We start from the raw sequence: 25,278 nt of genomic DNA on the forward strand, positions 1-25,278 counted from the left end.
ACCGAGGCGGGCGCAGGTGACGGTTCTCAGATCCCTGCAAAACCAGAGCGTGTTCGTCAGCCGAATGCTGGCCACAGCCACCGAACGTCAGCAGCAGACCGGTCAACCCCCGCCGCAACCGTGGTTCGAGGACTACCACGGCCGCGCAGTCATGCGCGAAGAACTCAGCAACGCCGCCTATGCCGGTGGGGTGCCCCGGGTGTGGATCGATCACGTGCGCGAACGTGGGGACCGCGGTATCGGTTGGCGCGCCGAGTTGTACCTGCGTGCTCCCGAACCAACGGACTGGGACCGCATACTCGGTGACCTCGACGCGGACGTGCAGCGCCAGCGCGAGTGGATTGCTCTGGATGCCGCCCACCACACGATCAGCCCAAACACCGACAGCAGCGTCGCCTACGACGTCGAACGCAACCTGCGCGCCCTGCACCAGCGCACCACGGGAGTGGCCAACCTGCTCGGCCTCACCACCGAGGACGGCCACCAGCTGTGGGGCGATGTCTCCGACTGGGCCCACGCTGCGGTCACGATGCTCGATGGTGTTCCCGCCGAACAGTTGACGCAGCGTTGGCACCAACTCGCGCGCACTGGTACCCGCGCCTACGCCCTGCAAGCCCGCGCGCTGGCCGAGGCCGGGATACCGATTTCTACTGCGGCGGCGTTGCCCTCCCACGAGGAGCTGGTCCCCGCGATCAGAGCGGGGCTCACGCTCCCACAGCCCCTGTTCCGATCGGCCGTTACCACCGGTGCGGATATCGACACCGCGATCAACGCCGCGAACCTCACCGTCACCGTAGAAACCGACAGCGCACCAGCGGAGTTCAGCCACGCGCCCACCACGGAATTGTGGGTCTACGACCCCGCGGCAGACATCGGCGCGCCGCAGTTAGTGGCACCGGGCGAGGGATTCGAACCGTGACCAGGCCGGGATCAGGTACGCGCAGCGGGGAGATCCCGCCTGAGCAGGCGGCACTGCTGCGCCGCATCCATCAGCTGGCCGCTGACGCCACCCGCCTGCGACAGACCGATCACACCGCAGACGCGGGTACCCCGCCTACCCCACAGGTTCTCGCGCAGATTGCCGCGATCGACCGGGACCGCGACCTGACCGAGATCGCAGCCCGCGCACGCGGTGTGCCCGCGAGTTGGGTCGATACTGTCCGCCGCCTCGGGCAAACCGGCCGGGCATGGACCGATGACCACCTGCTCCCGACACCGCGGCCAGGACCGGGCCGCCGAAACCTTGAACGAGTCGTCGACGACACCCGCCAATTGGCCGATATGGCCGCGATCACGGTGGTCCGCGACCACCTGCTTGCTGCCGCCGGGATCACAAGTGAGCCGGACCCTGTTGCCGCGCAGCAACTCCGGCGGAACATGAATGCGCTGTGGACGCGCGCCACCACCACCGCCACCTCGATCGGCATGCGCGCCGAGGACCGCGCCGACACATTCGATGCCGTCGCCAGGGACGTGGGCACCCATGTCGAACGCTACCGGCACTACAGCCTCGACAACCTCGACGCACAGTGGCGCACCTACACCACATCGACCATCGCCGATGGCGTGCGGCGCTCCCTGAAAAGCCTCCGCCGCACCGACCGCGTCACCACCACCACCAGCAGCAGTAGCGACGCCGCGTTCGAGAAGCCACCGACACCGAACGCACTGCTCGACCACGCCCGCCATGCCCTCGACACGGCACACACCGACCGATCCGATGCCGGAGCCGTCATCGACGCAGCGGTCACCGACGCGATGCCCGATGCGGCGACCCATGACTGGGACACCACCACCCACGCCCACGACAGCGAGTTCGCATCCGCCGAGGCGTGCCCGGAGGCAGGACCCGATCCCTAGCCGACCCCGAACCGAACGTTGTTGCCCACCTTCAACTCTCACCCGAGAGGAGCCCATGCACGCACTCGACAACGGTGCCACCGCCCCACGGCACGCGGCGACCCGCACGCTCTCGCGATGACCCGCCCGCCCAGCCGCCGAGACGCGACCCGCCCGAACGCCCACCGACGGGTAGGACACCGACTCGTCTTCCGGCGCCGACCGCCAACGATTTCGCCCAGATCAGGAGACCGCTTCATGACCCTCAGCCTCGACCACTACACCCGCCCCGCCACCACCCACAGACACCAGTTCGGCGACCACCGCATCACCTACCTCCCCGACGGTGTCGCGCTGCTCGAACCCCAAGCATGGTTGCCCGGCGCCGACGACCAGATCTGGGCCGAGCACGCCCACTTGATCAATGCCGACGGCTATCTGGTCGCCAGCGTCGGTGCGCTGCTGGTCGAATACGGCAACCAAGCGCTGCTCATCGACGCCGGATTCGGGCCACTCGCCGTCTCGACACCGTTCGGGCTGCTGCGGGGCGGACAGTTGCTCGACAGCCTCGACGCAGTAGGCAAGAGCCCCACCGACATCGAACTCCTCGCCATCACCCATCTGCACCTCGATCACATCGGCTGGCTCTGGCAATCCTCGCCCACCAGCTACACCAGCCCGTTCGCCGATATCCCGATCCTGGTCGGGGACACCGAATGGGATCAGCGTGACCTCGCCTTCGCCGACGGCGCCAGTCCCGAGATGATCGAGGTGTTCGCCGCGCAAGTCCACACCATCGGCGACGGCGAGGAAATCTTTCCCGGCGTCCACGCCATGGCCACACCGGGTCACAGCCACGGACACCTCGCCTACACCATCACCTCGCCTGGTCACCGGCTGATCGCGTTCGGCGACGCCATGCAAACTCCGCTGCAGATCACCCAATCCGAGCTGACCGCCGCCGTCGATGACGACCCCGTCGCATCCGTGGCCACCTGCCGACGACTGATCGACGAACTCACGATGCCTGGCGTCCTCGGCTTCGGCCTGCACTTCGCCGACGTCCAACTCGGCCGAGTCACCACCCATCCCGATCGCGGTCGGACGTGGCAGCCGCAATAACCACGCGCCCAACCACATTCGACGACGCTCACGCCAACTCCAAGACCCCGCACACTCATCAATCCAAGGAGACAGCTATGCAACCCAACCCCCGATCCGCCGGTGTCACCGTTCAGATCCGCCCCGCCGCGAGCCGTGCGGAGCTGAGCGAGTTCACTCGATGGCATCGCCTCGCCGGTGTGCCGCAAGCACGCCGGGCCGGACGCAACCTCGTCGATGTCAGCGACGCGGGGATCCTCTCTACTGGGCTGACACGCAGCTACGCGCCGTCCGTGCTGGAGGGCACCAGCACGGCGGGCAGCGTACCGACCGTGCTGGCTGCGCGAACGATGGCACTGGTCGCCATGGCCGACGGCCGCCCGATCGGCGGCCTGTCCGCGGGCCCCTCATTCTTCCTGTGCGCGCAGCTCGCCGTCCTCGGTCCCGCAGTGACCTTGCAAGCGGCGCTGTCGACGATCAAGATTCACGCGCTGGCAGTCGAGCCCGGCTACCAGCGCCACCGCATCGGCACGGCGTTGCTGCGTCATGCGATTGCCACCGCCCGCGATGCCGGAGCCCGCATCGTGTACGGCCAATTCGATACCAGCACACCAGGACTGGCCGCGTTCTACCGCCACTGCGGAATGAACCTCGCCGAACCCGATGCACCACTGGACCTGGATGCACTCATCGAGCTGCCAGCGATAATCGCCTCACTGCCAGGGGAGACCCTGTTTCATCAGGTGATGAACCAGTGAGCAACCAATCACAGCGCCCACTACAGACCGAACGGACGACACAAGCCGCTACATCGGTATCAGACATTCCAGATCTGCAGGTCGCCGTGGTGGGAGCGGGTTTCGGTGGAATCGGCATGGGGGTGGCGCTACGGCGTGCGGGTATCGACCGGTTCGCGATCTTCGAGCAGGCCGACGACCCGGGCGGCGTTTGGCGCGACAACACCTACCCCAACTGCAATTGCGATGTTCCCGCTCACCTGTACTCGTATTCCTTTGCGCCCTACCGCAACCGGCGCACCAGGTATCCAGGACAGCCCGAGATCCTGAGCTATCTGCGGCGGGTCTTACACGAGGAGGGGCTTTCGCCACACCTACGGCTGAACACCGCGATCCGCGAAGCCACCTACCTCGAAGACCAGGGACGATGGGAACTGATCACCCAGTCTGGACAGCACGTGCTGGCGGATGCCGTGGTTTTCGCCGTCGGGCAGCTGCACCGGCCATATATTCCCGATCTGCCGGGTCGAGCCGACTTCACGGGGGCGGCTTTCCACACCGCGCGCTGGGACCACAACCAGGACCTGTCCGGACGCGATGTCGCGGTGATCGGTACCGGATCCAGTGCCGCCCAGATCCTGCCGAGTCTTGCCGCGACCGCGCACCGCGTGCGCGTCTTCCAGCGAACACCACATTGGGTGCTGCCCAAACCCGCCAGCGACTTCGGGCCCATCACTCGCACGGCGCTGCGAATACCTGGTGCGCACCGCCTCTACCGGCACGGGCTCTACTACAGTGCCGATCTCGTGCTCGCACCGATCATGCGCCGCGGCTGGTCGGGACGCCCCGCCGAATGGGCAGCCCGCCGCTACCTACGGCGACACATCCCCGACCCAGCACTACGCGCCAAGCTCACCCCCGACTACCCGATCGGAGGAAAACGCATCATCCTCGACAGCGACTACTACCCGGCGCTAACCCAACCGAACGTCGAGCTGATCACCGCCCCGATCACGCGCTTGACCCACGAAGGTCTCGAGACCGCCGACAGTGCACACCACCACGCCGATATCGTGGTGTACGCCACCGGCTTCCGCGCTGCCGAGTTCCTCGTCCCGATCACCGTGCGCGGCCGAGCTGGAGTCGTACTGCACGAGCAATGGCGTTCGGGTGCGTCAGCGTTGCACGGGTTGGCAGTGCCGGGCTTCCCGAACTGCTACCTCGTTGCCGGACCGAACACCTTCAATCCCGCGGGCAGCAACCCGGCGATGAAGCAACGCCAAATCGACTACATCATGAAATGCCTGCGCTGGCGCAACGAGACCTGCGCGGCCGCAATCGAAGTCGACAACACAGCGATGCACACCCACCAGCGGTGGATGCAACACGCCATCGCCGAAACCGTCTGGCCAGCCGCAGGGCCGAGCTGGTATAAGCACCCCAGCGGAGCCATCACCAACCCCTGGCCCGCCTCCACGCGCCGCTTCGACCAGATGCTGCGCCAACCGCCCGCTCAATCATTCCACGCGGTCTCGGCCGAGTCGATGACCGCAGAGGCCGATTTAGGCTAGTTCCAGTCGATTTCGAGCACCGACAAGATCGTTGGACTGTCGGGTTTATTGCCACGGCGTGGCTGCACAGGCAATGTGAGCTGATCAATGTTCATTGCCGGGTAGTCGACGATGACGACAACCGGTAGTCGGGGAGGCGAGGGGTGTCGTTGATCAGTCGACGAGGACGACTTGTCTTGTGCTAACTCGCATCTGCACGCCGTCGGGTACCGGTACCTGTGTCATCGACATCGAGATCGGCCGCTGCGTAGACGACGCCAGTCGCCACCGACCGGTGATCGTCGCCAATGCGAGCGCGGTCTCGATCAACGCGAACTGCTCACCGATGCACCGGCGCGCACCAAGACCGAACGGGATGAACGTCTTGCGATTGTGATGCGGTGTGGTGTCCACCCAGCGGTCGGGACGGAACGCGCTCGGATCCTCATACAGCTTGTCGCTGCGATGAATGACATACGGGCTCACCGCGATCGCTGTCCCTGCTGGAAGCAATATGTCACCCAGTTTGGTGTCTGCCGTGACCTGTCGAGTCACCACCCAGGTAGGCGGGTACAGCCGAAGGGTTTCGGTGATGATCCTGTTGGTGAGTGGCAGCGAGGGAAGGTCTTCACGCGTCGCTGGGCGGCCACCCAGGACCGAGTCGATCTCCTCGTGCAACGAGTCCTGCACGTCGCGGTTACGATCTAGCAGGTACAACGCCCAGGTGAGGCAGCCCGCAGTGGTCTCGGCGCCCCCCAAAAAGAACGTGAATACCTGGTCGATCAGCTCGGAGTCGGTGAACTGTGCCCCATCCTGTACATCGCTGGCTTGCAGCAACGCCGACAAGAGATCACCACGGTCTTTTCGATCGGCGCGCCGTTCCGCAATGACGGATGCGGCGAGTTGCCGCACGCGGCGGTTGGTGGCGTCGTAGCGCCGATTGTCGGGGGTGGGGAGGCGATTGATGATGGGGGGCAGTGCTGCCCGCCGGAAAAGTCCGTGAGCGATCGCGCTCAGATCTGTGGCGAATTCGCGAATCTGTTGGTCGGACAGCGACGTTGAGAACATGGTCTCGGTCGCAATCCGGAAGGTCATCCCAGACAGCTCGACGCCCAGATCGATGACCTGGCCGTCGTGCCATCCCTGCGCCGTGGTCTCGATCGACCGGGTCATGCTCGAGACATACGACGGGAGCCGTCCAGAGCCGAACGCCGGCTGGCAAAGGCGGCGCTGTCGACGGTGCATGTCGTGTGGACAACTCCCGAGTCCGTCGCCAGCGATCTCTCTGGCCCGAGCATAGAACGGCCCACCTTTGTCGTAGACCTTGTCATCAGCGAGGACCTGCGATGTCAGGTCCGCATCGGAGACGAAAACGACGGTGTCCGCCGCGAGCCGGATTCGGCACATCGGACCGTACTCGGGCAGTGCCGAGAGCAGTCCGAGGGGATTTCGCATCAGCGCCAAACCATGTCCGATCAATGGCAGACCACCCGGAACGAGAGGGATGCGGTCGAGATCTGACTTTTCCACGTTCACAGGGGTCCCCCTTCATCAGCTGGCTACTTCCCAGATGAGCGGGCAATTCATTCGCCAGCGAGCAGAACAATCATTCAGGATGCTACCAACATTCGGATGTTCATAACATCCCAAAAGCCGTCTGGTGCCTGGACGGTGAGTGTCATGCGTTGTGCCGGTGCGCGTGTCGCCCACAGCCCGCCGGGGCTGATCAGGACAGCGGCGGGCCAGCATATGGTCGTCGCATCGCCTGATGGATGAGGATGTCACGGTCAGGGCCAGGAAGTTCACTGACCTGAACGGACACCGAGAATGGCTCTTTGGTCACCGGATCCACCATGTGGCACAAATCGTCGGGCTCACGTCCATATGTGACCTGGATTCCGGCCCGCCAGCGAGCATTGAACTCGTCGCTGGCCCGGAGTCGCTCGAGCAAGTCGATGGACTGGGGAGAATCGCGGTAGCGACCTAGCCCCGCACGGACCAATGCGATAAGGCCGTTGGCCTCATACTCCCATTGCAGGGCAACGTCTTTGGCGGGTGGCCTGGCCATACCGGGCCGGAAATGCCACAGTGCGACATTGTGGCCTGCGGCGACGATATCGGGTTCTGCTCGGTAGAAATTTTCGTTGCCGACAAGGACATTCCACAAGGGGTCGGTGAAAACGCAAATGACACCGACCTGGTCGAAGAACCGCAGTGCGGCAAGGCGGTCCGGCGTGGTCACCCGTTCGCGCAACTCCTCAATCGGCGTCAGCTCGACGGGCGGTTCGGCGAGTTCCCGAGTGAAGCGGGCCTGCATCTCGTCAAGCCGGTAGCCGACGATGAGCTGGTCCAGCACACCGCGAAGTGGCACGAGCTTGTTGTTCTCGATCTGTTTGATGTAGGACTCGCTGACGCCGGTACGCGCTTCGGCGGACCGCCGAGTGTGCTTGCGGTGCTCACGCACCTTGCGCAACCAGTCACCCAACCTCGGCATCTCGGCTTTATCTGCTGTCTGGGCGCGGCCACGTCGTTGGGCGGCCATGGCGCGTCTTGCAGGAGTGGAGCTCATGTTGTCCTCCCCGTACGTCTTGTCATCTCTGCCAGAAATTCCTCACCATCACCAGATGGCAGAAGGTCACCGCAGACTCCCCCAAGCGGCTTATTTCCTATCAGACCTAGATCAGTCCGGCAAATGCACAATGCGCGCACGCGATTGCGAAAAAGTTGCCTTCAGCCGTCGACGCTTCGAGTCATTGACCGGGGCGGCGATCAAGCACGTTTCTCACCGTCGCACACCGAACCGACGCTACGCTCGGCTAGTCCATCGTGCGCTATGGCGCGATCGTGTTCTCCCGCACCCACATGCGGTGCCGATACGCGGGGCGGCCACCACGGGCGAAAGGCGCCTATGGGCAAAGCTATTGCCAAATCCCCCGATCCGCGCTGGTCAGGACAGTCAAGCCTATGGGCAAAGAAATTGACTGGCAAAAACGCTGTCCCCTGAAGGGGTAGCACCGCAACCGCTTTCGAGGTTTTGATGGCGTAAGGACGAACGCCGATCTCGACGCGCACCACGTCGCGTGCGGCGCGATCCATTCTCGGTGCTCAGGGGAGGAACCATGCAATTGATCCAGGTTCTGCGAACATACCGGATCGTCGGTACGGGCGAGGTGAACGGCGCGAGTGACAACCATGCTCCCACAGCCGGTCTCGTCGTCGTAGCCACCAGTGCGATGGGACTTCCGAAACCATTCGCACCTACGAATCCGGTATTGCCAGGGACGTCCGCAAGTGGTTTCGGGCGAGACACTTCGCAAGCGCCGGACTGCGAAGTGTCGCGATCGTCCAACGGCAGTGCAATCGCGACCATCACGAGGGACGGAGAACCGTCATCGCATGACGCCAGCGCATCGGTCAGCGGGCGGTTCCGGTGATCACGTCGACCGATCACGTCGGCCCACACCCTTCTAGCCCGAGAACAGCCCGAGATGCGCGACAACCCAGGACCTCCCCATGCCCAATCGTTCGAGAGGAACCGATGGAAGAAGCGACCACAAGTGTGCCTGGCCAGCTGGTCGGTTCGACATCGGTGAGCGCACGAAGCTCTCCGATCAGCTTGACCGCGCGAGCTGCCGGAGTGGCACGTCGAGCGGCAGAGACCCGCGAGCATTTCTTTCGTGCGGCGACCGAGTTGTTTCTCACGCGCGGCTACGCCGAGACTTCGGTCAAAGACATCTGCAATGGCGCAGGCCATGGCTACAACGCATTCGTAGCTCACTTCGACTCCAAACAGCAGATCGGCCACGAGGTCGCGGAAAAGCTTGCGAGCCGCGGTGCCCAGCGAATTCAGCACGCGAGCCCACGCGACACCGACCACCTGATCACGATGTTGGCGAGGTGGGCGACGATCCTGGTGACCAGGCCCGCATGGGTGTGCCTGGAGCTGGCCCTCGCAGCCATTGATGACCCCAGCCGTGCCAAGGCCACCGCGCGCGTCAGCCTCCTGCGCGACGCCATTGGCGAACTGGTTGTCACCACCGCAGACAAGCCACGCGAGTCACGTGCCGATATCGACAACACGATGTCTTTCCTGGTGACGACGGTTATAGGCACTGCCATCCAATACGCCAACGGCTTGGAGATAGCCGGCGAGACGATCGGCGAACACGTCCGACTAATTCTGGAAGCTGGTGGACTCAGCAGATCCGCGCCGAGATAGACCTCGTCGTCGACCTCAGCGAGGTTGCGATGCCATCCGATCACCGCCAGCGATCAGGCGTGTTAGAGGGCTGGCATGTCATCGTCTTCCACCGCTACCCGATCGCCTCGGATTCGTCGACAACCACGAGATCGGATGTGCGGGTAGGAAACTCGTAACCCCGGTCGCTAACCGGTTTGACGAGCACGCGGCCCGGGTCGCCGTCGACCGCCACGTCGGTGACCCGGAACCGCGACACACCGTTTTCGCCGAGTTTGACCAGGTCGCCTAGCTTGATCTCCATTTGCCGCAGCCTAGCTCGGGCGTCTGACTGGTTGGTACCGTCTCCGCCGTGGCCGCGTACCGTGAGTACCCCGACGATGAGCTGATGAGTCCGCAGCAGCGTGCCCTACTCCTCGAGGTGCTCACCGCACTCGACGCGGGCGAGACCGATGTCTACCGCGCTGTCGCGACTCGAATGACTCCACCTCCGCCGCCCGAACATGTCGATTCTGTGCTGCGAATCCTCGATATCGAGGCAATCCGATACCGGCCGGGCGAGCCGGGCGCGGTGGTTCTCTCACGTATCCTGGACGCTCTGGAAGCCGCAGCGAACGGCGTCGAGTTCAAGCTTCCGCCGGACGACGACATCGACTAGACCAGACGGTATTGTTCGAACATGGGTTCGAACAACTTCGACGGGTGGTCCCCGCAGTACGAACTCGACGGTGTCCCGGTCGACCCGGACCGGCTCTATGAAGTCCGTGGCGGGTGCGCGGCACCGAGCCCCGTAGCGTGCCCACGCGGTCACCGGCTCGGGCCATGGCGCGTGCTGGTGGGCTGGCAATCGTGCCGAACCGTCGGCGGGCATGGCACGCATACCTGTGTCGAGTGCGGCTACACGATCTTTACCCCACCCATGCGGCCCGACTGCCGGCACCATGCATTCGACGAGCGGCTGATCCACGAGCCCGAAATAGACGGAACCGCACCGCAGGCTGGGCCGTCCAATGCTATATGACCACTGAGCCGAGTCGCCCACCCCGATACGAGCCACCACTGCAGCCCTACGTACCGCGCAGTGTCCGCGCCAGCGAGGAGGACCTGCCCGCTTGGATCGAATACCTCCGGCGAGCGCAAGTTCTGGAACCCGACGAACCATTGGTCCGAAAGCGAGAAAGCCGCCCCCGGAACGCGGCTTCACCCAGAGTGTGCGGACGCTCATGAATTCGCGGTGCCGCACACGGCGCGGACCAAATTGGTCGAAGCGTTAGTCCCAGGAAGGGCGCTGCGCGAGCAGGTGAGGGAATTCGGTTTGCAGCACGCAAAATTCGTTGTCCCAGGGATCTCGCAGAACCCAGAAGTCGTAGCCGCGCTCTTGTTGGTGGTCCCACCGGGCTGCACCGAGCGCCTCGAGGCGGCGAACCTCGGCCTCCACATCGTCGGTTTCGATGTCGATGTGTACCCGTTCCTTCGACACCTTGTCGTCGGAGGTCGCTTGCAGCAAGATCCGAATGTCGGAATCGGGCAGACTGAGACGCCGGTAGACACGGCGGCTGGCGGGGTTTACCAGTTCCTCGGTCGCGTCGAGGGCGCGTCCCCAGAACGCGACCGCTTGATCGAGATCGGTCACGTCGATGACGATGTGGCACAGTCGACTTCGATGGCTCACGGCTCGAAGCGTAGCGGGTCCCGTGGTACCCGTCAGGCAGGACGCCACTGCTGGCCCGGGGTGGAGTGGGCACCTCGTCGCTGTCTTACGGCGCTGTCCGGACCGGCGAATTGGCGGTCGGAGGACGTGCCCTGATGTCGAAAGGACATTTGGGCGCGGGTCGGTCGTAGCCCGCTTCACGGCCGTTGTTCTGGTTGCCATGGCGATTGCACTGTTGGCTGGTCGGGGTGTCGGACCAGTTCGAGTAACGCCCAGACCTGCTCGAAGGTGAATGTTGGGCCTTCGACAACGAACTCGCGATTGCTGCCGCCGTACCGGGCGCCCGCCAACTGGAGAAGATCGAAGACATGATCGAAATCATCCACGTCGGAAGCTTGGATATCGAAACGCTGTGCGCCGCGCGGCGCGGAACGTCTCGGCGTGCCGTTTCCGGTCGGCGGGGGCAGCGGTAATACCGCCGATCCCTGCCATTGGACGTGGACATCGCGCCCGAGCACCGCTTGTATAGCTGCGCGTAGGGCATCGGCGTATTTCGGTATCGTCAGGCGCTGCGCCAACACTGCGTGCTGATGGGCTAATACGACAGTATCGGCTTCGAGCCGAACCACCGACACCCCCGACAGCAGTGCATCCACAACGCCGCCACCGAACTCACGCGCCTTTGCCCGGATCACCGGCCACGCAGCCTCGATCCCGTCAACCTCGTCACCGGACGAGATTCGCGTGATCGACGGCGGTTCCGATGGGACGGGCCGCGAATGTACTGAGTTGCGTGCGCTCTCGGCGTCTCGGAGCCGTCGCCGTTCCGAGACCAATTGTGCGGTCAGTTGCTTGCGTAGCTCAACAGGGACCGTAATGCCGTCTGGCGTCAACACCAGGTCAGACAGCAAGAATTCGTAGGGGACGAGGCTGTCTCCGATACACGGTGGCAGGTGCTGTACACGATGATTGACGTCATTGACCGTCTCGGTCGACCGGTGCTGATGCGGTGCGCCGACCATCAGCGTGACAGCGGCCTTCCACGGATCGAGCATCCAAACATGCTGCGCGCGCTCGGTGGCGTCGAGGATCACCCACGGGATCGGGCTGTCAGGATGCCAGAGCCATACATCGATAACACCACTGGCCTGGTAGTCGCGGTGGCGGTCGCGCAAGTCGGCATCGGTCAGCCGAGAGCTCTGCGCCTCGAGCACAACCTCACGACCGTCGGCGAACACGACACGAACATCGCAGCGCCGAGCACGGTCCGGCAGCCACACCTCGTTGCCGACCTCGACTACACCCGGCTGTGTCCGTGCCTAGCCAGCGAGAGTCTCCTTGCTGGCCAGATGCCACACCGACTCCGGCTCATGTTGTCCCCCAACGGGTCCTCGGCCTGGTGGGTGCGCAAAATGGGGACGCCGAACACCACCGATACGACCTTTCACGACCAGCGGAACCCTGATGCCCGGTGCTGCGTCGACACCCGCGTAGCACAGAGCGCACACCAGTGTCTGGTCACCGCGATAGCTACCTGCGCGCAGCGCATCCATCGCTGGATCAGCAGGATCGGTTGGCGCGCAAACATATTGGTGGCCCACCGTATCCAGCGCGACCGTGAGGTTGTAGTCACTCACGAACATCCTCCTCGGAATAGGCGAAGACATCCCGGCATAGGCCAGGAAGCCGTTACGAGACCGCGCTATTCGAAGTGGATAAATATATTGAGGTCCGGCTCAAAATTTGGCTGGGGGAGCGTGTGGCTCGGGTGATGGTGTCAATTCAGTTGCGTCGCCGGAGGTTTGAGGTTCGCGAGTTGTGTTGTTGCTGACGTGCGGCCTTCCCTGATCGTACGACGGCTGAGCCCGCGTGTCGACGATTAACGGGCTGCCCTGCCGCACTCACTTCTACCTCGGTGGTTTGCCAGCGCGAGCCGAAAGCTGCAGGACGACACAGGAAACGAGGGGATCCACCGCCGTACGGGCGCAGTCATTCATGGGCAGAATCGGCCTGAAGCGCGTGAGCGGCATCGTGATGAGGAATGAGCAGCAGCGGCATCGACGGCTGCGGCGGCATCCCTGCGCGAGTGCATGAATGCACGACACGCTGACGCTGGGCGACCGGCGAAGAGTGGGGCAGCCGCGAGGGTTCGGTCTCTGCCAGCTATTCACTGCCGTTGTTGGTGTGCAGGATGAAGTGACGCTGGAGCGTTCACGCGTGGACTCGCGAAACGCAACAGCCGAATGCGCGGGCTGCCACCATGGACTGTCACGGGCGGAAAAGCTGCCGAGGAATCGTGGGGGCACTGATGCCGGAGACGAGCGCGACTGCTACTGAGACGCTGGCCGATGATGCGGAACCGGTGGACTACCGATGGACCACTATCGTGACCGACGTGGACGGGCATCAACGGCCGATCTTGCACGGCCGGGGTTGGTTCGACGCCGAGGATTCCTACACCGCACGCGTCCACGACAGCCACACCGGCATAGCTGCGGCGGTGTTCGCCGAGGTGTGCGGCGAGATGGTCGAATACCACCGAGACGCGGTGCTCGATGCCTGCATCGACGGCCAACCCGACCCGATCCCACCCATCACGGTCACCACCACAGTCCACGATGCCCACGACACCGCCGTGGCGATCTTGACCGGCCGCCTGCTCCATCGGCCGGTCACCGAGGACGAGGTCGCCGACACCGCAGTCGCACTGGGCCAGACAGCCGTCGCCGACGCACGCCTGCGCATCGACCACCTTCGCGACCCCGGGGGCGCCAGCCACCACGACTTGATTCCGCCAGTCCTTGACCTCGATGTTGAGCTGCGCCCCGACATTGGCACCCGCACCGCTGGTGCTAGTGCAGTTGCAGCTGTCGACGACGACCGGCGACAACGCCTGCGCGCGCTGCGGGCGGCCGCCGCAGACCTGCGGGCCGAGGTGTACAACCCCGAGTATTTTCGGCAACAACTGGCCACCATGGAAGACGCCCTCGCCGCCACCCACACCACCGAAACCTCACCCTTGACCACACCGCCCAGCGTCGAGGATCGAGCCGCTGTCGCCCCGATCGATTGGCAGGCCCGCGTCGATCGCTGGCGGCGGCTGTTGGAGATCTCCACCGAGGCATACCTCGACGCCGCCAGGCTCGACACCGCCGCCGAACACCTGCGCCGGAGACGCAAACATCACGACTCTGTCGATCGCCGCGAGACGCAGGGCGACGATGCCGACACGAACACCACAGAGGTCCAGAGCCGAGCATGACCTCAGCTAGCCGGAACGGCAGGACCACGCGGTGAAAGACAACGTGGATAGCCATGAGCACTGCATCGGGGGGATGCATGCTGACCACGCCGAAGACTGCGATTCGGCCGTGAGCTCCTTGAATGGTTTGGCTCGGTCCCGGTGGACCGGCTATGTCGAGCAACCGAACTACGAGAGGCGTCACCACAGAGCGCAACACATCGACCAAGCCATAGCAATCGGCCACCAGAACGGATGATCTCGAGCGCCGCGACTGCCGCCGGCCTCGGCACCGCGCTTGCTTGGGGTCTGTTGCGACGCAGTTGGTTAGCGGTGACCCGACGGATCAACTTGCGGTTGTCAATGTCTTCGCGAACGCGCGATTGAAGTCCGGCCGGTCCGGAACATACGCGGGAATCAGGTGGTAGCCAGCGGATGTGTACATGTGCATAGCTGCCTGGTTGTAGGACCCGGTTTCGAGGATCACCTCGTGTGCGCCGTATGCGGCGGCGTGCTGCTCGAGCTCGGCCAGGACGCGGCGGCCCAGGCCGATCTTGCGATATCCCGGTGCGACGTACATCTTGCGGATCTCCATGACGTGGTCCCGGTCGGGATAGGTTCTCACACCGCCACACGCGAAGGGATCGGCTGCAGTGGTGTATGCGACGACGAACAATCCAGAAGGCGAGTGGTACTGCGATGGCTTATCCAGTCCCGGTGGATCGTCGAAGCCGACGACGCCCCGGCGTTCCTGCGCGTATGCGTGCAGCAGACACGTGGAGTCGGGATCGTCGAAATCACGCGCAGAGAGCGTGACATCGACCGCGCTGCGAACCCCTGCGACATGCGACATGCGACCCATTCCAGCGATTATCCGGTTCACAACCCTAGGTGCAGTGGGAAGAGCTTTGATCCTTCGCTAATTGACCCGTTGTGGACGGTGGCTGCCTAGAAGTTGTTGGGGCAGACCGAACGTGTCGATGCTGGTCTATAGGATGCCCGCGACGGAGACCTCAGCTTTGAATGGACCCGAGGCGGAGGGCCACCGATGAAGGAATCCGACGCCTTGGCGGTCGGCTGTTGTATTAGTGCGCGGTTGTCTCGATTGCGGGCATCCATGCAACGGCTGTTTCCTTCGAGCTCTGGTGCACGGGGACCAGATCGCTGTGGTCGTCGAGGCTCATCATCGTCACACCTATAGCCGTGCCGCCGACATCGAGAGCCGCGATCGTGCTGCCGCAGTTGCCGCAGAATCCGCGGGCGGTCGTGGGCCAGGTCGTGTACCAGCGAGGCTCCCCGCCGGGCCCGACCCATTCGAATCCTTCGATGGGGAAATCGACCCATGCCATCGCTGGGCAGCCACCGAGCTGCTGGCAGTGTGGGCACGAGCACAGTTCCCCGTCAAGTGCTTCTGTTCAAAGGTAACGCCAATGACAGGATCCGGTCTGGGAAACTCGCCTACCCCGGCGACGCTGATGCTCCATTTGCCGCTGTTGGGAGAACTCCGGCCGCAGTCATCGCCACCGTCAGCGCCGGGTACCGGTAGTAGTCCTCTGGGTCGGGTGCCTTCTGCTGCGCCGCTGCCAGGAACTCCAGGAACGCGACTTGTTGGTCGGTGCCAAGATGACGGGTACTTTCGAACAGCTCGGTCGCGATCTGTGGCATCTGGGCGGCCTTCAGGCATTGGTCGTTGGCCGCCCACGCCTGCAGCGCCTGGCGCAACGTGTCCGGTCGCAGCCAGTTCGCATGAGCCACAACGAGCTGACCGATAGGCTCGGCGTCCCGGAAGGACGGTGCCTCACGCAAGAGTTCGATCAGAGTCGGGACGTAGAACTCGGCTGGCCTGAGGCCGATGAGATAAAGCTTGCTGTACCAGTTCATCTCGTCGAACCGTCGCTCCAGCACTGGCAGTCGCCTTCGTGCCTGGCTGTTGCCTACCATCGCTAACCCGGCTGTCAGATCTGGATCCAGGGGGCCGGGCGGAGTCGGCACGTTCAGCAGGTTCGTGAGTCGATCGGTGAGCGGGCCGTCGACGAGATCCCAGAAGAAGTCCTCGGCGCCGAGCCGACCAAGCGCTCGCAATTGCGCGGCGCCGTCGAGGTTGTCGAACTTGTCGCGTTGCTCGGCGACGACGGTCCGAACTAGGCTTGGATCCCGCTGCGCGAATGCTGACAGCACCACTGCGGATCGATCCGCGTACTTTTGCTTTGAGGGGAACCGTTCACCGGGGTCGACTTCCAGCAGAGCATGTTTGGCTGCGAGTTTGGCGATTCCCTTGCGGGTCGCGGCACGTAGTCGGTCGAAGAACACGGCCTGGATGTGGGAGACCGACTCGGGAGCGAACATGGGGTCGCAGGTGTAGTCGAGGTAGGCATCAATCGCTTTGCGGCCCTGCGTCGGCGGGTGAATCAGAAGCGTCGTCAATGCGATCGCCAGGTGGGCTCGTGCCTGCTCGGGCCGAGGTTCGTAAACATCCCCGAATGGCCGCAGCGAGGGGTGAACGCACAGGTTGCGGTCCTCACGGATACGCTCCAGCTCCCGCTTCCCGACCGAGTCGATAAGTTCGAACTCGACCGCGGTGTCGAGCAGCTCGTTCTCGATCTGCTGCATCTGCTTCACGCCGTCGGTGCTGATCCCTTTCGACTGCGCTGCAATCACTTTCGCCGAGAACAGCTTCGCCTTGCCGTCGTCGCCATCGGCCAGCTCGATCAGCTTCCCGATGATGTCGGTGGTCACCGCGCTCCACGTCGCAGCGATGCTTGCTCGGACTGCGCCGCAGAGTAGCAGATCCACGCCTCACCGACCAGCGGTCGCACATCCGGAGTGCGCACCTGAGTCAGCAAATGCTCCACATCACTCACCGCCAAACAGTCCTCTCTGTCGTGACTCTCGGAAGAGCCAGTAGTACGCACTGATCGCGTCGACCTCGATCGTAAAGTGATGGATTCCCCCGGAAGGTGTCTCTGCGGCAGAGCTTTCCGCGCCGACCGATCGAAGACACAGCTGCGCGGTACGCGTTGTCACTGTCACGCAGCCTCGGCACCACGAGGGCAGCTCTGGCGGCGTGGCTGGCCACAGCGCGAGTGTTTTTGTTCATCGTCGTCGTGCTGACGGAACCCATGGACAGCTGCGTGTCACAAGATCGACGACCGGGTGCTCAGCGGTCGTCGGCGGTGAGCGAGTACACCGGAGGTTCAGACCTCGCGGCCGCGACGCCAGCGCCCAGTGAATCCAGCGTGTCGCGCCAGTAGGCCCGCCAGATCGCTCGAGTGGCGTCATCGGACAGTTCGGCATCGACCTTGACCGTGCCCTCTTTACCCTTCTCCTTGAACGGCCAGGGGGGCTCGTCCCCGCTGGCCAAACAAATACGGGCAAGGACGGTGCGTCGCACGATATCCCGCAGCCGGTCGACGGCGTACCCGAGCCGAACCAGGGTATTCTCCTCGGCCTTCTCGCTGGGCACGCACTCCATCGCTCGCAGCTTCCCGTTCAGGGACTTCACCGATACTTCCCCACCGTGGACGATGCTCGATCTCAGGCTATAGAGCTGCTTCAGGTCCTCGAAAAGTATTGCGGCGGGATCGTCGTCGTGCGCAAGCAGAGCGGTAACACGGGTGCACAACCGAAGCGTCAAGCCCTCTCCCTCGTTCGTCCCGAGCGCCAGTCCCTCCAATGAGGTGGCGAGATCTACGATCTGCTCGCCGAATCCTGTTGTGTCGTCGAAGTTCACGAACTTCTTGAGTGCTTCCCTGAAAGAGCTGAGCCAGACATCCGGACCGCCGGTCTTTGATTCAGCCTCCGCGACCAGCGCGGTCAGGGCGGTGATCGCTGGGCCTTCCGTTCCGTCGAGTCGTGCCGTTCGCCGCGTCGCCGTAACGTCGCTGTTCCGGGCCAGAAGGTTAAGAGAAGCCGGTTGGGTGGCAATCTTGCAGCTCGGTCCGAATACCTGATACATGCCTTGCACGTTGGCTCCGGTCAGAAGGCAGACGCCGAGCTGGAACCGATCCAGCGTCCGCGCCAGGCTACCAACGCCGAAGTAGTCGACGCCGGAGATCTGCTCGCGGACGATCAACAAGGCGTGCGGGGGCCGATACGGCTTGGAAAGGCGCCGTTTCCAGGCATGATCGGCGTCAGGGATCTCCTTCAGGATGCGTAGCGTCATATGCGTGCGCCCGTCGGGAACGATGGTGACGCCGTTGATCTCGATCTCACGCCCTGAATCCGGTACGAGATGAGAGACGTGGCGTGCCAGCACCATGTCGTAGGGCTCTCCGGACACCACCTGGATCAACTGCGCGATGGCAGCAGCCACTTGCGGACCGTTCGGATCGTAGGTGTTCGCGAAGGAACACTCCCGCACGCACAACTCAAGAAAACTCGTTAGCAGCAACGAGGCCGCGAACTCCGGCCCGCCGGAACCCTGGTAGCTATCGCGCATGCCGTCAGGCGCCGCCGAAATCACCGATTCCGCGAGCCGCGCATACTCCGGAAGCTTCTCGATTGGGGAGATTTCGAAGTCGAGGCCGGCCTGGAGATGTCTGTGGGAGGTAGACGTCGGGATCGCTCCTTCTGCTCGCAATCTTTCGAAGCAGACTGTTACGAATGCCTTGGCGGTCGACTCGAACTCGTTCAACGAACTCCTCGGTGGGCGTGAGCAGCTTCTGGCCGTCGTTTCGAATAGCCGACCGAAACTGTTACGGAGACACACTCAGCCACCGTGCTCGGTCGTGACACGGTCAGTCCTGTGCGCCGACGATCGGCAGCCACGGGGCGGCATTGGGGCGGAAACTCTGCCGCTCGGGCACCAAACCGGCGTGATCATCGAGGCTCATCATCGTGACGCCGACCAGTTTCGCGTCGCCGTCGTCCTGGGCGGCCACCGAACTTCCACACACGCCGCAGAAGCCACGCTGGGAATCGGGAAAGGTGTTGTACCAGACCGGCTCTCCGCCCGGCCCGGTCCACTCGAAACCTTCCCGGGGAAAGTCGACCCACGACATCACGGGGGCACCAGACAGTTTCTGGCAGTGGATACACGAACAAAGGTGGGGGGACGAGAGGTCACCCGATGCCTGATACCGGATGTTGTCACAGACAGCCACCCTCGCGCATCAGAATCTCCCTCTTCATCGATACTTCGAATGTTGTTGGCACAGTGGAAATTCAATAGTTCAGGAATAAACGCCCCCGGCCTCGGAAAGCTTGGGTCCGGGCCGCACCGGTTGCTGATTGCCAGGCGAGGCCCGCAGCAGTTGTCCGAACGTTTCCTGGGCGCGTCGCGCGGCACCATCGTTGTGAAGCGTCGGGTCCCGAAGCTATTCCAGGTGCAGCCCCGACGGTGGGAAGTGTAGTGCGGCACTGAGTTCGGCGCGTAATGAGATCCCGGTGAGATGTCCATTGGTGCGGCACCACAATGGAAGTCGTGTTCCCCAGTATCGGCTACGCGGGACGGCCAGTCGATGTCTCCGCGTGGTTGTGGTCAGGGAAGGCATGGAGGTGATTCGACGGTCGGGATGGCGGATGTACGTTCAGCAGTTGGCTCGCAGGCAAGGCAGGCACGGCACCACCAGGTGACCGAGCGCTCTACCGTCCGGGCATTGTGATTCGTTTGGTCAGCCATTCTCGAGAGATGCGGGCCTTTTCGGCTTGGTGGACACGCAGATTCGGTGACCGCGGCTGTGCGGGCAGTCGACTGTTACGGGCCCAGTAGCCCGACATCGCGCACACGAACGCGGTGATCGCGGCCGGGTCGGTGTCAACAGTGGTTGGGTGGGTGGCGAGGATGGGGTCGGGGTCGATCCCGTCGGCGAGCAGTGATGGCATGAGTGAGACGAGGTCGACCCACGCGGCACCGCTGCAGGGCCAGGCCCAGTCCACCACGACCACGCCGCGGTCTTTTTGGTAGAGCATGTTGTCGGGGCGAAGGTCGGTGTGCAGCAACGTGTCACCGGCCGCCAGATCTGGCCAGGTTGCTTCCAACTCGGCGAGCCGGTCCAGGTTGCCTAGCGACCACCGGTCGAGGTCAGCGGGCGGACCATGTTCGGCGAACTGCCGCCAACCGGTCAGTTCCGGCCCGTAGGACTGCTCGATCGTGGGCACCCCAGCCAGCGGGTTCGGCGTCAACACCACCGCCAACTGCTCAACCACGTCTAACACGGCGGCCAGCTCACGGGGCCGATCGAGGCGAGGATGCCAGCCGGGCACAGCTTCGAACACGGTGACCACCCATCCCGCCGACTCGATCGAGAACAACACCGCAGGCGTCGGCACCACAGCGGGTAGCCGGGAAACGGTGTCTGCTTCGGTGCGATAGCGGAGGGCGAGGGTGTCATCGCTGGGGATCGCCTTCGCGAAAACCGTTCGGCCGTCGTCCAATTTCAGAAGCGCGGCCATGCCGTGGCTGAACCCGCCAGACGGAACTGTCACCATCTGAACCCGAGCATGCAGGCGGCGCTCGATCGCCGCGCGCGCCGAGGCGGGCAGTTGATCCCATCCGATCCGATACGCGGCTTGCTCGTCTGTCATCGCACCATCGTGGGTCCCGCGCCACGGTGGACTCCACTCATTTTCGGCGAGCGACCGAGGTCGGACGTCTTGGGGGAGTGGGGGCTGTCACGGATGCGTTCGAGGCTGCCGCAGGTAGAGGCCTGCTTCCTCGAAGTCCCCAGCCCCGTTTGTAGAATCCTGCAACGTCGAGATGTGCTGCCAGCCCGAGGTGGTGGAGCTGCCGTTGGGTTGCCCAGTCGGTGATTCGGTCCATGATGAGCGTGCCGATGCCTCGATGGTGGTGTCTCGATGGTGGTGTCTCGATCAATCCGTATAACGCGCCGTCGCCGATGACCCGTCCCATCGCGAGGACCTCATCGTTGCGATCGGTAGCGACCACACCGAAAAGGGATCCCGACAGCGCATCTGCGCACTCCTCGGTGGACGGACAACGCCATCCGACAGCCGCCCGAAGCCGGAGATATTCGGCGGGACTCGCGGTGCGGTCCACCACCTGGATATCTGACGGTTCGGTCTGCATGACTAGTTCGTGTTGACAGTTCGATCCTGGAACGCGGTCGGGCTCCAGATCTTCAGGTGGGTCTGCTTGCTCGCCGGGTGAGTGGTCGAGTTCGTTCATCATGGAATTACCGCCTCCTACTGAGGGTGGTGGATCCAGTTTGTATGACGGCGTGTTCGCCGTTGGTGCGCCATCGGCTGTCTGTGAGGTCCAGGGTTTCGATGTCTTCGGGTGCTAGTCCGACGATTACGTCGGATTTCAGTGCTCGCAATGCAGTGGGAGGGGAGGGGAAGTAGTCGACCAGATCGCGAAATGATGTGGTTGGAGCCCATTTTCGATCGCCGACGAGGCGTCTGTAGTTGAGGTCGCCCTTGAGGATTGTGATCGTCGCGGTGCCCAGTTCCGCTCTCAGATCGTCTGGCATGTCGTGGAATGGCAGTGGGGCGCAAAAGAATTCGTGCGTGCGCACGATCAGGCGATCTTGGGACAACGCCTGCCACAGCCGCATGCCGATTTTGTGTGCTTGCGTTTCGGACGCGGCGCGAAGCCTGCGAAGTGCTGCGAGCATGTCGTGCATTGTCGCGTCGGAAACGTAATACGGATGGGGCTTGACGTACAAGACAACGCGTGCGGCGAGACGGCTGGTGAGAAGGTGATCGACGAGGATGAGATCCGGCAGCAGTTCGCGGCCCGCGTTGTCGGCGATGATGCACACGGTCGCGGCGACGGAGTCCTCGAGGATGGTCCACAGCGCGGTGCTGTCGTCGACGAGCAGACTCGATGATCGGTGTTGTGTGTCGGTGGTGAGCCGGAATCCCAGGTCCGCTTGATTGCCCCACAACGCTGATACGAGCAGCGAGTTCCGCCTGCTTTCCTCGTCAAGGCGTTCCAGGTCGTCGAGCGCGGCGAGTTCGTCGCTGACCGTTGGGCTGCTCAGTTCAGCGGTCTTGGTCGGTTCGAATGGGTCGATCCCATGCCACACACCGGGACCGAAGTAGCCCACGGCTTCGAGGAGCCGTTTGTAGAAGAAGCTTTCGGCCCATAGGAACGGCGTGTCGGCCCAGGTCCGTCCCCATATTCCGCGGCCCCATTCCGACCACTGTTCCCAGTCCGCCGCCGATTCCGGAAGTTGGTCGATGACACCACTCGTGCTTTCGCCGAGCAGCTGATGAAGCGCGGCTTCCTCGTTCGATCCGTATGGACGGGCAGCGATGACCTGATCGATGAGTTTGGGGTGGCGTTGGTGGAAGACGCTGCGGGCGAACGAGCCTGGGGTGCCGGTGAGGATCGGCGGCGCGACGGTCATGAGCGATATCCTGTCCTATCCGTTCGGGTGCGCGGCACGGCTCGTTGATCGGTACGGCTGATTCCGGACGGGCCGACGTGCTGTGCGGTGGAGGCATTGGGAAGCTGGAGCACCAGTGACGTCACGAGATGGTTGACGTGGTCAACCCAATCACAACCACCACACCTGCCTGAGTGGGCATGGAACACGTCGGCCGACCGAGCGCGACCTCGAACTCGACGCCGCGCTCTCGGTCAATCGGGAACTCATCACAAACCTCAACCGACGCAGCAGCTAACCGCCATTGACGGCATCGGCCGAGCCCAACATTCGGCCGATGCCGTCGCCCGCGTCGGCTGAACCGCAAGACGGGTGGAGAGCAGCCGAGCGGCCGGAATGTGAATGGCGTAAACGGTCGGATCAGGTCGAGAGTGGAAGGTCGACGATGAGCACGTCGAAGCGGGGGGCACCGTCCCAGGAGGGTTGGAGCGTGCCGACACGTCGTGCTCCCCAGTGCCGGTAGATCGCATATGCCTTGTTGATGGGATTCACCAGCCAGGTGACCCGCTGCTCGTGTCGGTCGGCGAGCAGGCCTCTATAGAGCGCGCTGGCGATGCCGCGCCCGGTGCGTTTTTTGTCGACCATGAGTTCACTGAGTCCGAATGTCTTGGTTCCGTCCTCGGCGGCGAACTCTGTGAGAGTGGGCTGTCCTGGATCGAGGGCGAGGCCGGTCCACCAGGTGGTGTCGGCGGCAAGCGGCCAGCCGAATGTCTGGCCGACGGGTTCGCTGTCGATGGTTGCCAGGATCATCGAGAAGCCCGGTATGGCCGAGTAGACCTCGAACCGCTCCATGAACGCTTCGGTGGACTCGAACGGGTTGCCAGTGGCGATGGCATCGACGTATCCGCGGGCCTGCACGTCGGCGATCGTGCTGCGGATCGTGCGGGCCTGTTCACCAGAAAACGATTGTAGAGCAACGTCTTCCGCCATCGGACCTCCTTCAGACCTGGATCGAGAGCTGATCGTATCGTTCTCGGAAGTCGGTATGGTGCGGTTTGGTTGCGGCGTTGCGAACCGGCTCCAACACACGCAAGGTTCGGCTCGAGGACACACCGCTGGCGAGGTTGGTGATGACGTCGGTGGCTTCGGTGATTGCGTCGGCGATGTTGCCCACTTGGGCCAGGGAGCAGGCGAACCAGGCGCGATAGTGGGCGGCGTTGCGTTGCCCGGCGCGCTCGGCGGCCACTTGCTCGAACAACTCCGTGGACATCGAAGCGTCGCCGAGGTATGCGTTGCCACAAGCCTCATGGTAGCGAACCTCGTTGTGGCACATAAATTTCAACCAGTCGGGGCATTGGTCGAGAGGTTCGTGATCGTAGGCGAGGTCCATCTCCCGCCACGCGCTTGCGATCGAGCGGTTGAACGCCGAGCGGTCGCCGAGGCAGGAATGAGCCAGCGCCTGCCTCGCGGCGATCAAGGCATGGATTCGGCCCGCGGCCGCGGGCCGGGCGAGGTCAGCGGCTCGCAGGGCGGATCGCAACGCGGAGTGCGGGTTGGCTTTTCCGCGTCGGGCCTGCGTGATGGTTTGCAACGCCCTGTTGAGGCAGGTGTGGGCAGCCAGTTCGTCATCGCCGACCTCGGCGGCCAACGCCAATGCGTCGCGGTAGCAGGCGGTGGCGGCATCCTGGTCGTCGGAGTCGTAGAACAGCCAGCCCGCCATGACCGCCATATTGCCCGCCGCCGAAACGAAGGCCGGTAGTGCGGCGCCATCGATGTCGTGGGTCTGCAACATCATCTCGGCGTGCTCGAGGTCGGTTCGGGCCGCGGTCGCCAGCGTGCCTCCGCCGACCCGCTGTTCGGTGTTGACATAGCTGTCTACCCGCGCCGCAAGACGTTTGGCGGCGTTTATGCCGATGCGGGTGGGGAAGCGTTGTGGGCGGTGTGTGATGACGGTGAGACCGGCTGCGGTCCCACCGACGAGCAGTTGTCGCCGTTCCATGTCGTCGTCCTCGTCTAGTTTCGGTTCCCGGGCGACGTGGTGTGTATCGGCGATGATATGCCCAGCGATCGTCGACACGACAGCGGACTCGCCCGGTGGGAAGAACCCCAGAGCGGCGTCTGTAGCCGCTCCCAGCACAGCCCGCAACGCGTTTCGGTAGTCGGCGTTGGGCCAGCGCATCGTGCCCCGTTCCAACCTGCCGACATAGTTGCCGGACATGTCCATCGAGACGCCGCGGGCATGTGCCCACGCGTTGGCGGCCTCTGCGACCTCGTCGCGAGACATTGCGTAGCCGGTCACAGGCGAGACGATCGCCTGCCGGGCGGCTCGCAGCTGAACGTTGTTCTCCGACATCGCCTTGATCGTCGCATGATTCATTGTGTGCGCGTGTCGATTTCGGGTGCGACCAGGTGAGCAGGCCCGCACTCGAACGGCACTCGATCCGCACTCGAACTGGAATTGGCCTGGCCTGGGGATAGCGGGATTGTTGGCACCGTGGACGCCCGCTCGGTGCTGGGTCGTGGTGTGTGCCATCCCCGGATCCTGCCTGGGTCCGAGCCTCGGGCGGGTGTCCGCGTCGACAGTGATGGCCGGATATCAGGTGGTGGATGAGATGAGTCATGACACGGAACGATTCTGCGAGGATCGATCTCGGCATGATGCCCCGCTCT

General features: G+C 63.7%; 23 protein-coding genes. 8 read left to right on the forward strand and 15 right to left on the reverse strand.

The features are described 5' to 3' along the window. Positions 1–16 precede the first annotated feature (16 nt). The 5 genes from OIE68_RS45340 to OIE68_RS45360 all read left to right on the forward strand — a co-directional run bounded on the left by OIE68_RS45340 (position 17) and on the right by OIE68_RS45360 (position 5,248). Positions 17–919, forward strand: coding sequence for a hypothetical protein (locus OIE68_RS45340; protein WP_327097028.1), 903 nt, complete (start codon positions 17–19; stop codon positions 917–919). Continuing rightward, a complete protein-coding gene (locus OIE68_RS45345; protein ID WP_327097029.1) occupies positions 916–1,860 on the forward strand; it encodes a hypothetical protein in 945 nt (314 codons plus the stop codon). Before OIE68_RS45340 ends, OIE68_RS45345 begins: the two co-directional genes overlap by 4 nt. Positions 1,861–2,097: 237 nt before the next feature. Next, a complete protein-coding gene (locus tag OIE68_RS45350; protein WP_327097030.1) occupies positions 2,098–2,961 on the forward strand; it encodes an MBL fold metallo-hydrolase in 864 nt (287 codons plus the stop codon). Between the two features lie 77 nt (positions 2,962–3,038). Next, the gene (locus OIE68_RS45355) at positions 3,039–3,698 is read left to right on the forward strand and encodes a GNAT family N-acetyltransferase (RefSeq protein ID WP_327097031.1); all 660 of its coding nucleotides are present in this window, start codon (positions 3,039–3,041) and stop codon (positions 3,696–3,698) included. After that, positions 3,695–5,248: an NAD(P)/FAD-dependent oxidoreductase gene (locus OIE68_RS45360; RefSeq protein ID WP_327097032.1), complete on the forward strand. Its 1,554-nt coding sequence runs from the start codon at positions 3,695–3,697 to the stop codon at positions 5,246–5,248. The genes OIE68_RS45355 and OIE68_RS45360 overlap by 4 nt, the downstream gene beginning before the upstream one ends. A 153-nt stretch (positions 5,249–5,401) precedes the next feature. Here the strand turns inward: OIE68_RS45360 and OIE68_RS45365 are convergent, their stop codons facing one another. Both OIE68_RS45365 and OIE68_RS45370 read right to left on the reverse strand, forming a co-directional pair. Continuing rightward, positions 5,402–6,763, reverse strand: coding sequence for a cytochrome P450 (locus tag OIE68_RS45365; RefSeq protein ID WP_327097033.1), 1,362 nt, complete (start codon positions 6,761–6,763; stop codon positions 5,402–5,404). Between the two features lie 190 nt (positions 6,764–6,953). Then, entirely contained in the window at positions 6,954–7,796 is an 843-nt protein-coding gene (locus OIE68_RS45370; RefSeq protein ID WP_327097034.1) for a helix-turn-helix domain-containing protein, read from the reverse strand. Between the two features lie 1,068 nt (positions 7,797–8,864). On the opposite strand from OIE68_RS45370, the gene OIE68_RS45375 reads away from it, so the two are divergent. Next, the gene (locus tag OIE68_RS45375) at positions 8,865–9,446 is read left to right on the forward strand and encodes a TetR/AcrR family transcriptional regulator (protein ID WP_327097035.1); all 582 of its coding nucleotides are present in this window, start codon (positions 8,865–8,867) and stop codon (positions 9,444–9,446) included. Positions 9,447–9,540: 94 nt separating this feature from the next. Here OIE68_RS45375 and OIE68_RS45380 read toward each other — a convergent pair whose 3' ends face one another. After that, positions 9,541–9,729, reverse strand: a complete 189-nt coding sequence (locus OIE68_RS45380) for a hypothetical protein (protein WP_327097036.1) — start codon at positions 9,727–9,729, stop codon at positions 9,541–9,543. 48 nt (positions 9,730–9,777) lie between these two features. Between OIE68_RS45380 and OIE68_RS45385 the strand changes: the two genes are divergently transcribed. Next, positions 9,778–10,083: a hypothetical protein gene (locus OIE68_RS45385; protein ID WP_327097037.1), complete on the forward strand. Its 306-nt coding sequence runs from the start codon at positions 9,778–9,780 to the stop codon at positions 10,081–10,083. A 612-nt stretch (positions 10,084–10,695) separates the two neighbouring features. Here OIE68_RS45385 and OIE68_RS45390 read toward each other — a convergent pair. Continuing rightward, the gene (locus OIE68_RS45390) at positions 10,696–11,097 is read right to left on the reverse strand and encodes a VOC family protein (RefSeq protein ID WP_327097038.1); all 402 of its coding nucleotides are present in this window, start codon (positions 11,095–11,097) and stop codon (positions 10,696–10,698) included. Positions 11,098–11,273: 176 nt separating this feature from the next. Beyond that, a complete protein-coding gene (locus OIE68_RS45395; RefSeq protein WP_327097039.1) occupies positions 11,274–12,314 on the reverse strand; it encodes a hypothetical protein in 1,041 nt (346 codons plus the stop codon). 1,070 nt (positions 12,315–13,384) lie between these two features. On the opposite strand from OIE68_RS45395, the gene OIE68_RS45400 reads away from it, so the two are divergent. Continuing rightward, positions 13,385–14,338, forward strand: a complete 954-nt coding sequence (locus tag OIE68_RS45400) for a hypothetical protein (RefSeq protein WP_327097040.1) — start codon at positions 13,385–13,387, stop codon at positions 14,336–14,338. Between the two features lie 325 nt (positions 14,339–14,663). Here the strand turns inward: OIE68_RS45400 and OIE68_RS45405 are convergent, their stop codons facing one another. The 10 genes from OIE68_RS45405 to OIE68_RS45450 all read right to left on the reverse strand — a co-directional run bounded on the left by OIE68_RS45405 (position 14,664) and on the right by OIE68_RS45450 (position 24,961). Further along, a complete protein-coding gene (locus tag OIE68_RS45405) occupies positions 14,664–15,170 on the reverse strand; it encodes a GNAT family N-acetyltransferase (protein WP_327097041.1) in 507 nt (168 codons plus the stop codon). 232 nt (positions 15,171–15,402) lie between these two features. Next, positions 15,403–15,711, reverse strand: a complete 309-nt coding sequence (locus tag OIE68_RS45410; protein WP_327102036.1) for a GFA family protein — start codon at positions 15,709–15,711, stop codon at positions 15,403–15,405. A 64-nt stretch (positions 15,712–15,775) separates the two neighbouring features. Further along, a complete protein-coding gene (locus tag OIE68_RS45415) occupies positions 15,776–17,053 on the reverse strand; it encodes a hypothetical protein (RefSeq protein ID WP_327097042.1) in 1,278 nt (425 codons plus the stop codon). Then, a complete protein-coding gene (locus OIE68_RS45420; RefSeq protein ID WP_327097043.1) occupies positions 17,050–17,178 on the reverse strand; it encodes a hypothetical protein in 129 nt (42 codons plus the stop codon). The genes OIE68_RS45415 and OIE68_RS45420 overlap by 4 nt, the downstream gene beginning before the upstream one ends. A gap of 296 nt (positions 17,179–17,474) precedes the next feature. Continuing rightward, positions 17,475–18,950: a hypothetical protein gene (locus tag OIE68_RS45425; protein ID WP_327097044.1), complete on the reverse strand. Its 1,476-nt coding sequence runs from the start codon at positions 18,948–18,950 to the stop codon at positions 17,475–17,477. 103 nt (positions 18,951–19,053) lie between these two features. Further along, positions 19,054–19,317: a hypothetical protein gene (locus OIE68_RS45430; protein ID WP_327102037.1), complete on the reverse strand. Its 264-nt coding sequence runs from the start codon at positions 19,315–19,317 to the stop codon at positions 19,054–19,056. 583 nt (positions 19,318–19,900) lie between these two features. Next, the gene (locus OIE68_RS45435) at positions 19,901–20,842 is read right to left on the reverse strand and encodes a phosphotransferase family protein (protein ID WP_327097045.1); all 942 of its coding nucleotides are present in this window, start codon (positions 20,840–20,842) and stop codon (positions 19,901–19,903) included. 608 nt (positions 20,843–21,450) lie between these two features. Beyond that, positions 21,451–22,629, reverse strand: coding sequence for a damage-control phosphatase ARMT1 family protein (locus OIE68_RS45440; protein WP_327097046.1), 1,179 nt, complete (start codon positions 22,627–22,629; stop codon positions 21,451–21,453). A gap of 399 nt (positions 22,630–23,028) precedes the next feature. Next, positions 23,029–23,598: a GNAT family N-acetyltransferase gene (locus tag OIE68_RS45445; RefSeq protein WP_327097047.1), complete on the reverse strand. Its 570-nt coding sequence runs from the start codon at positions 23,596–23,598 to the stop codon at positions 23,029–23,031. 10 nt (positions 23,599–23,608) lie between these two features. Beyond that, positions 23,609–24,961, reverse strand: a complete 1,353-nt coding sequence (locus tag OIE68_RS45450) for a hypothetical protein (RefSeq protein WP_327097048.1) — start codon at positions 24,959–24,961, stop codon at positions 23,609–23,611. Positions 24,962–25,278 lie beyond the last annotated feature (317 nt).

This window comes from Nocardia vinacea (genome assembly GCF_035920345.1).
Lineage (GTDB): Bacteria > Actinomycetota > Actinomycetes > Mycobacteriales > Mycobacteriaceae > Nocardia > Nocardia vinacea_A.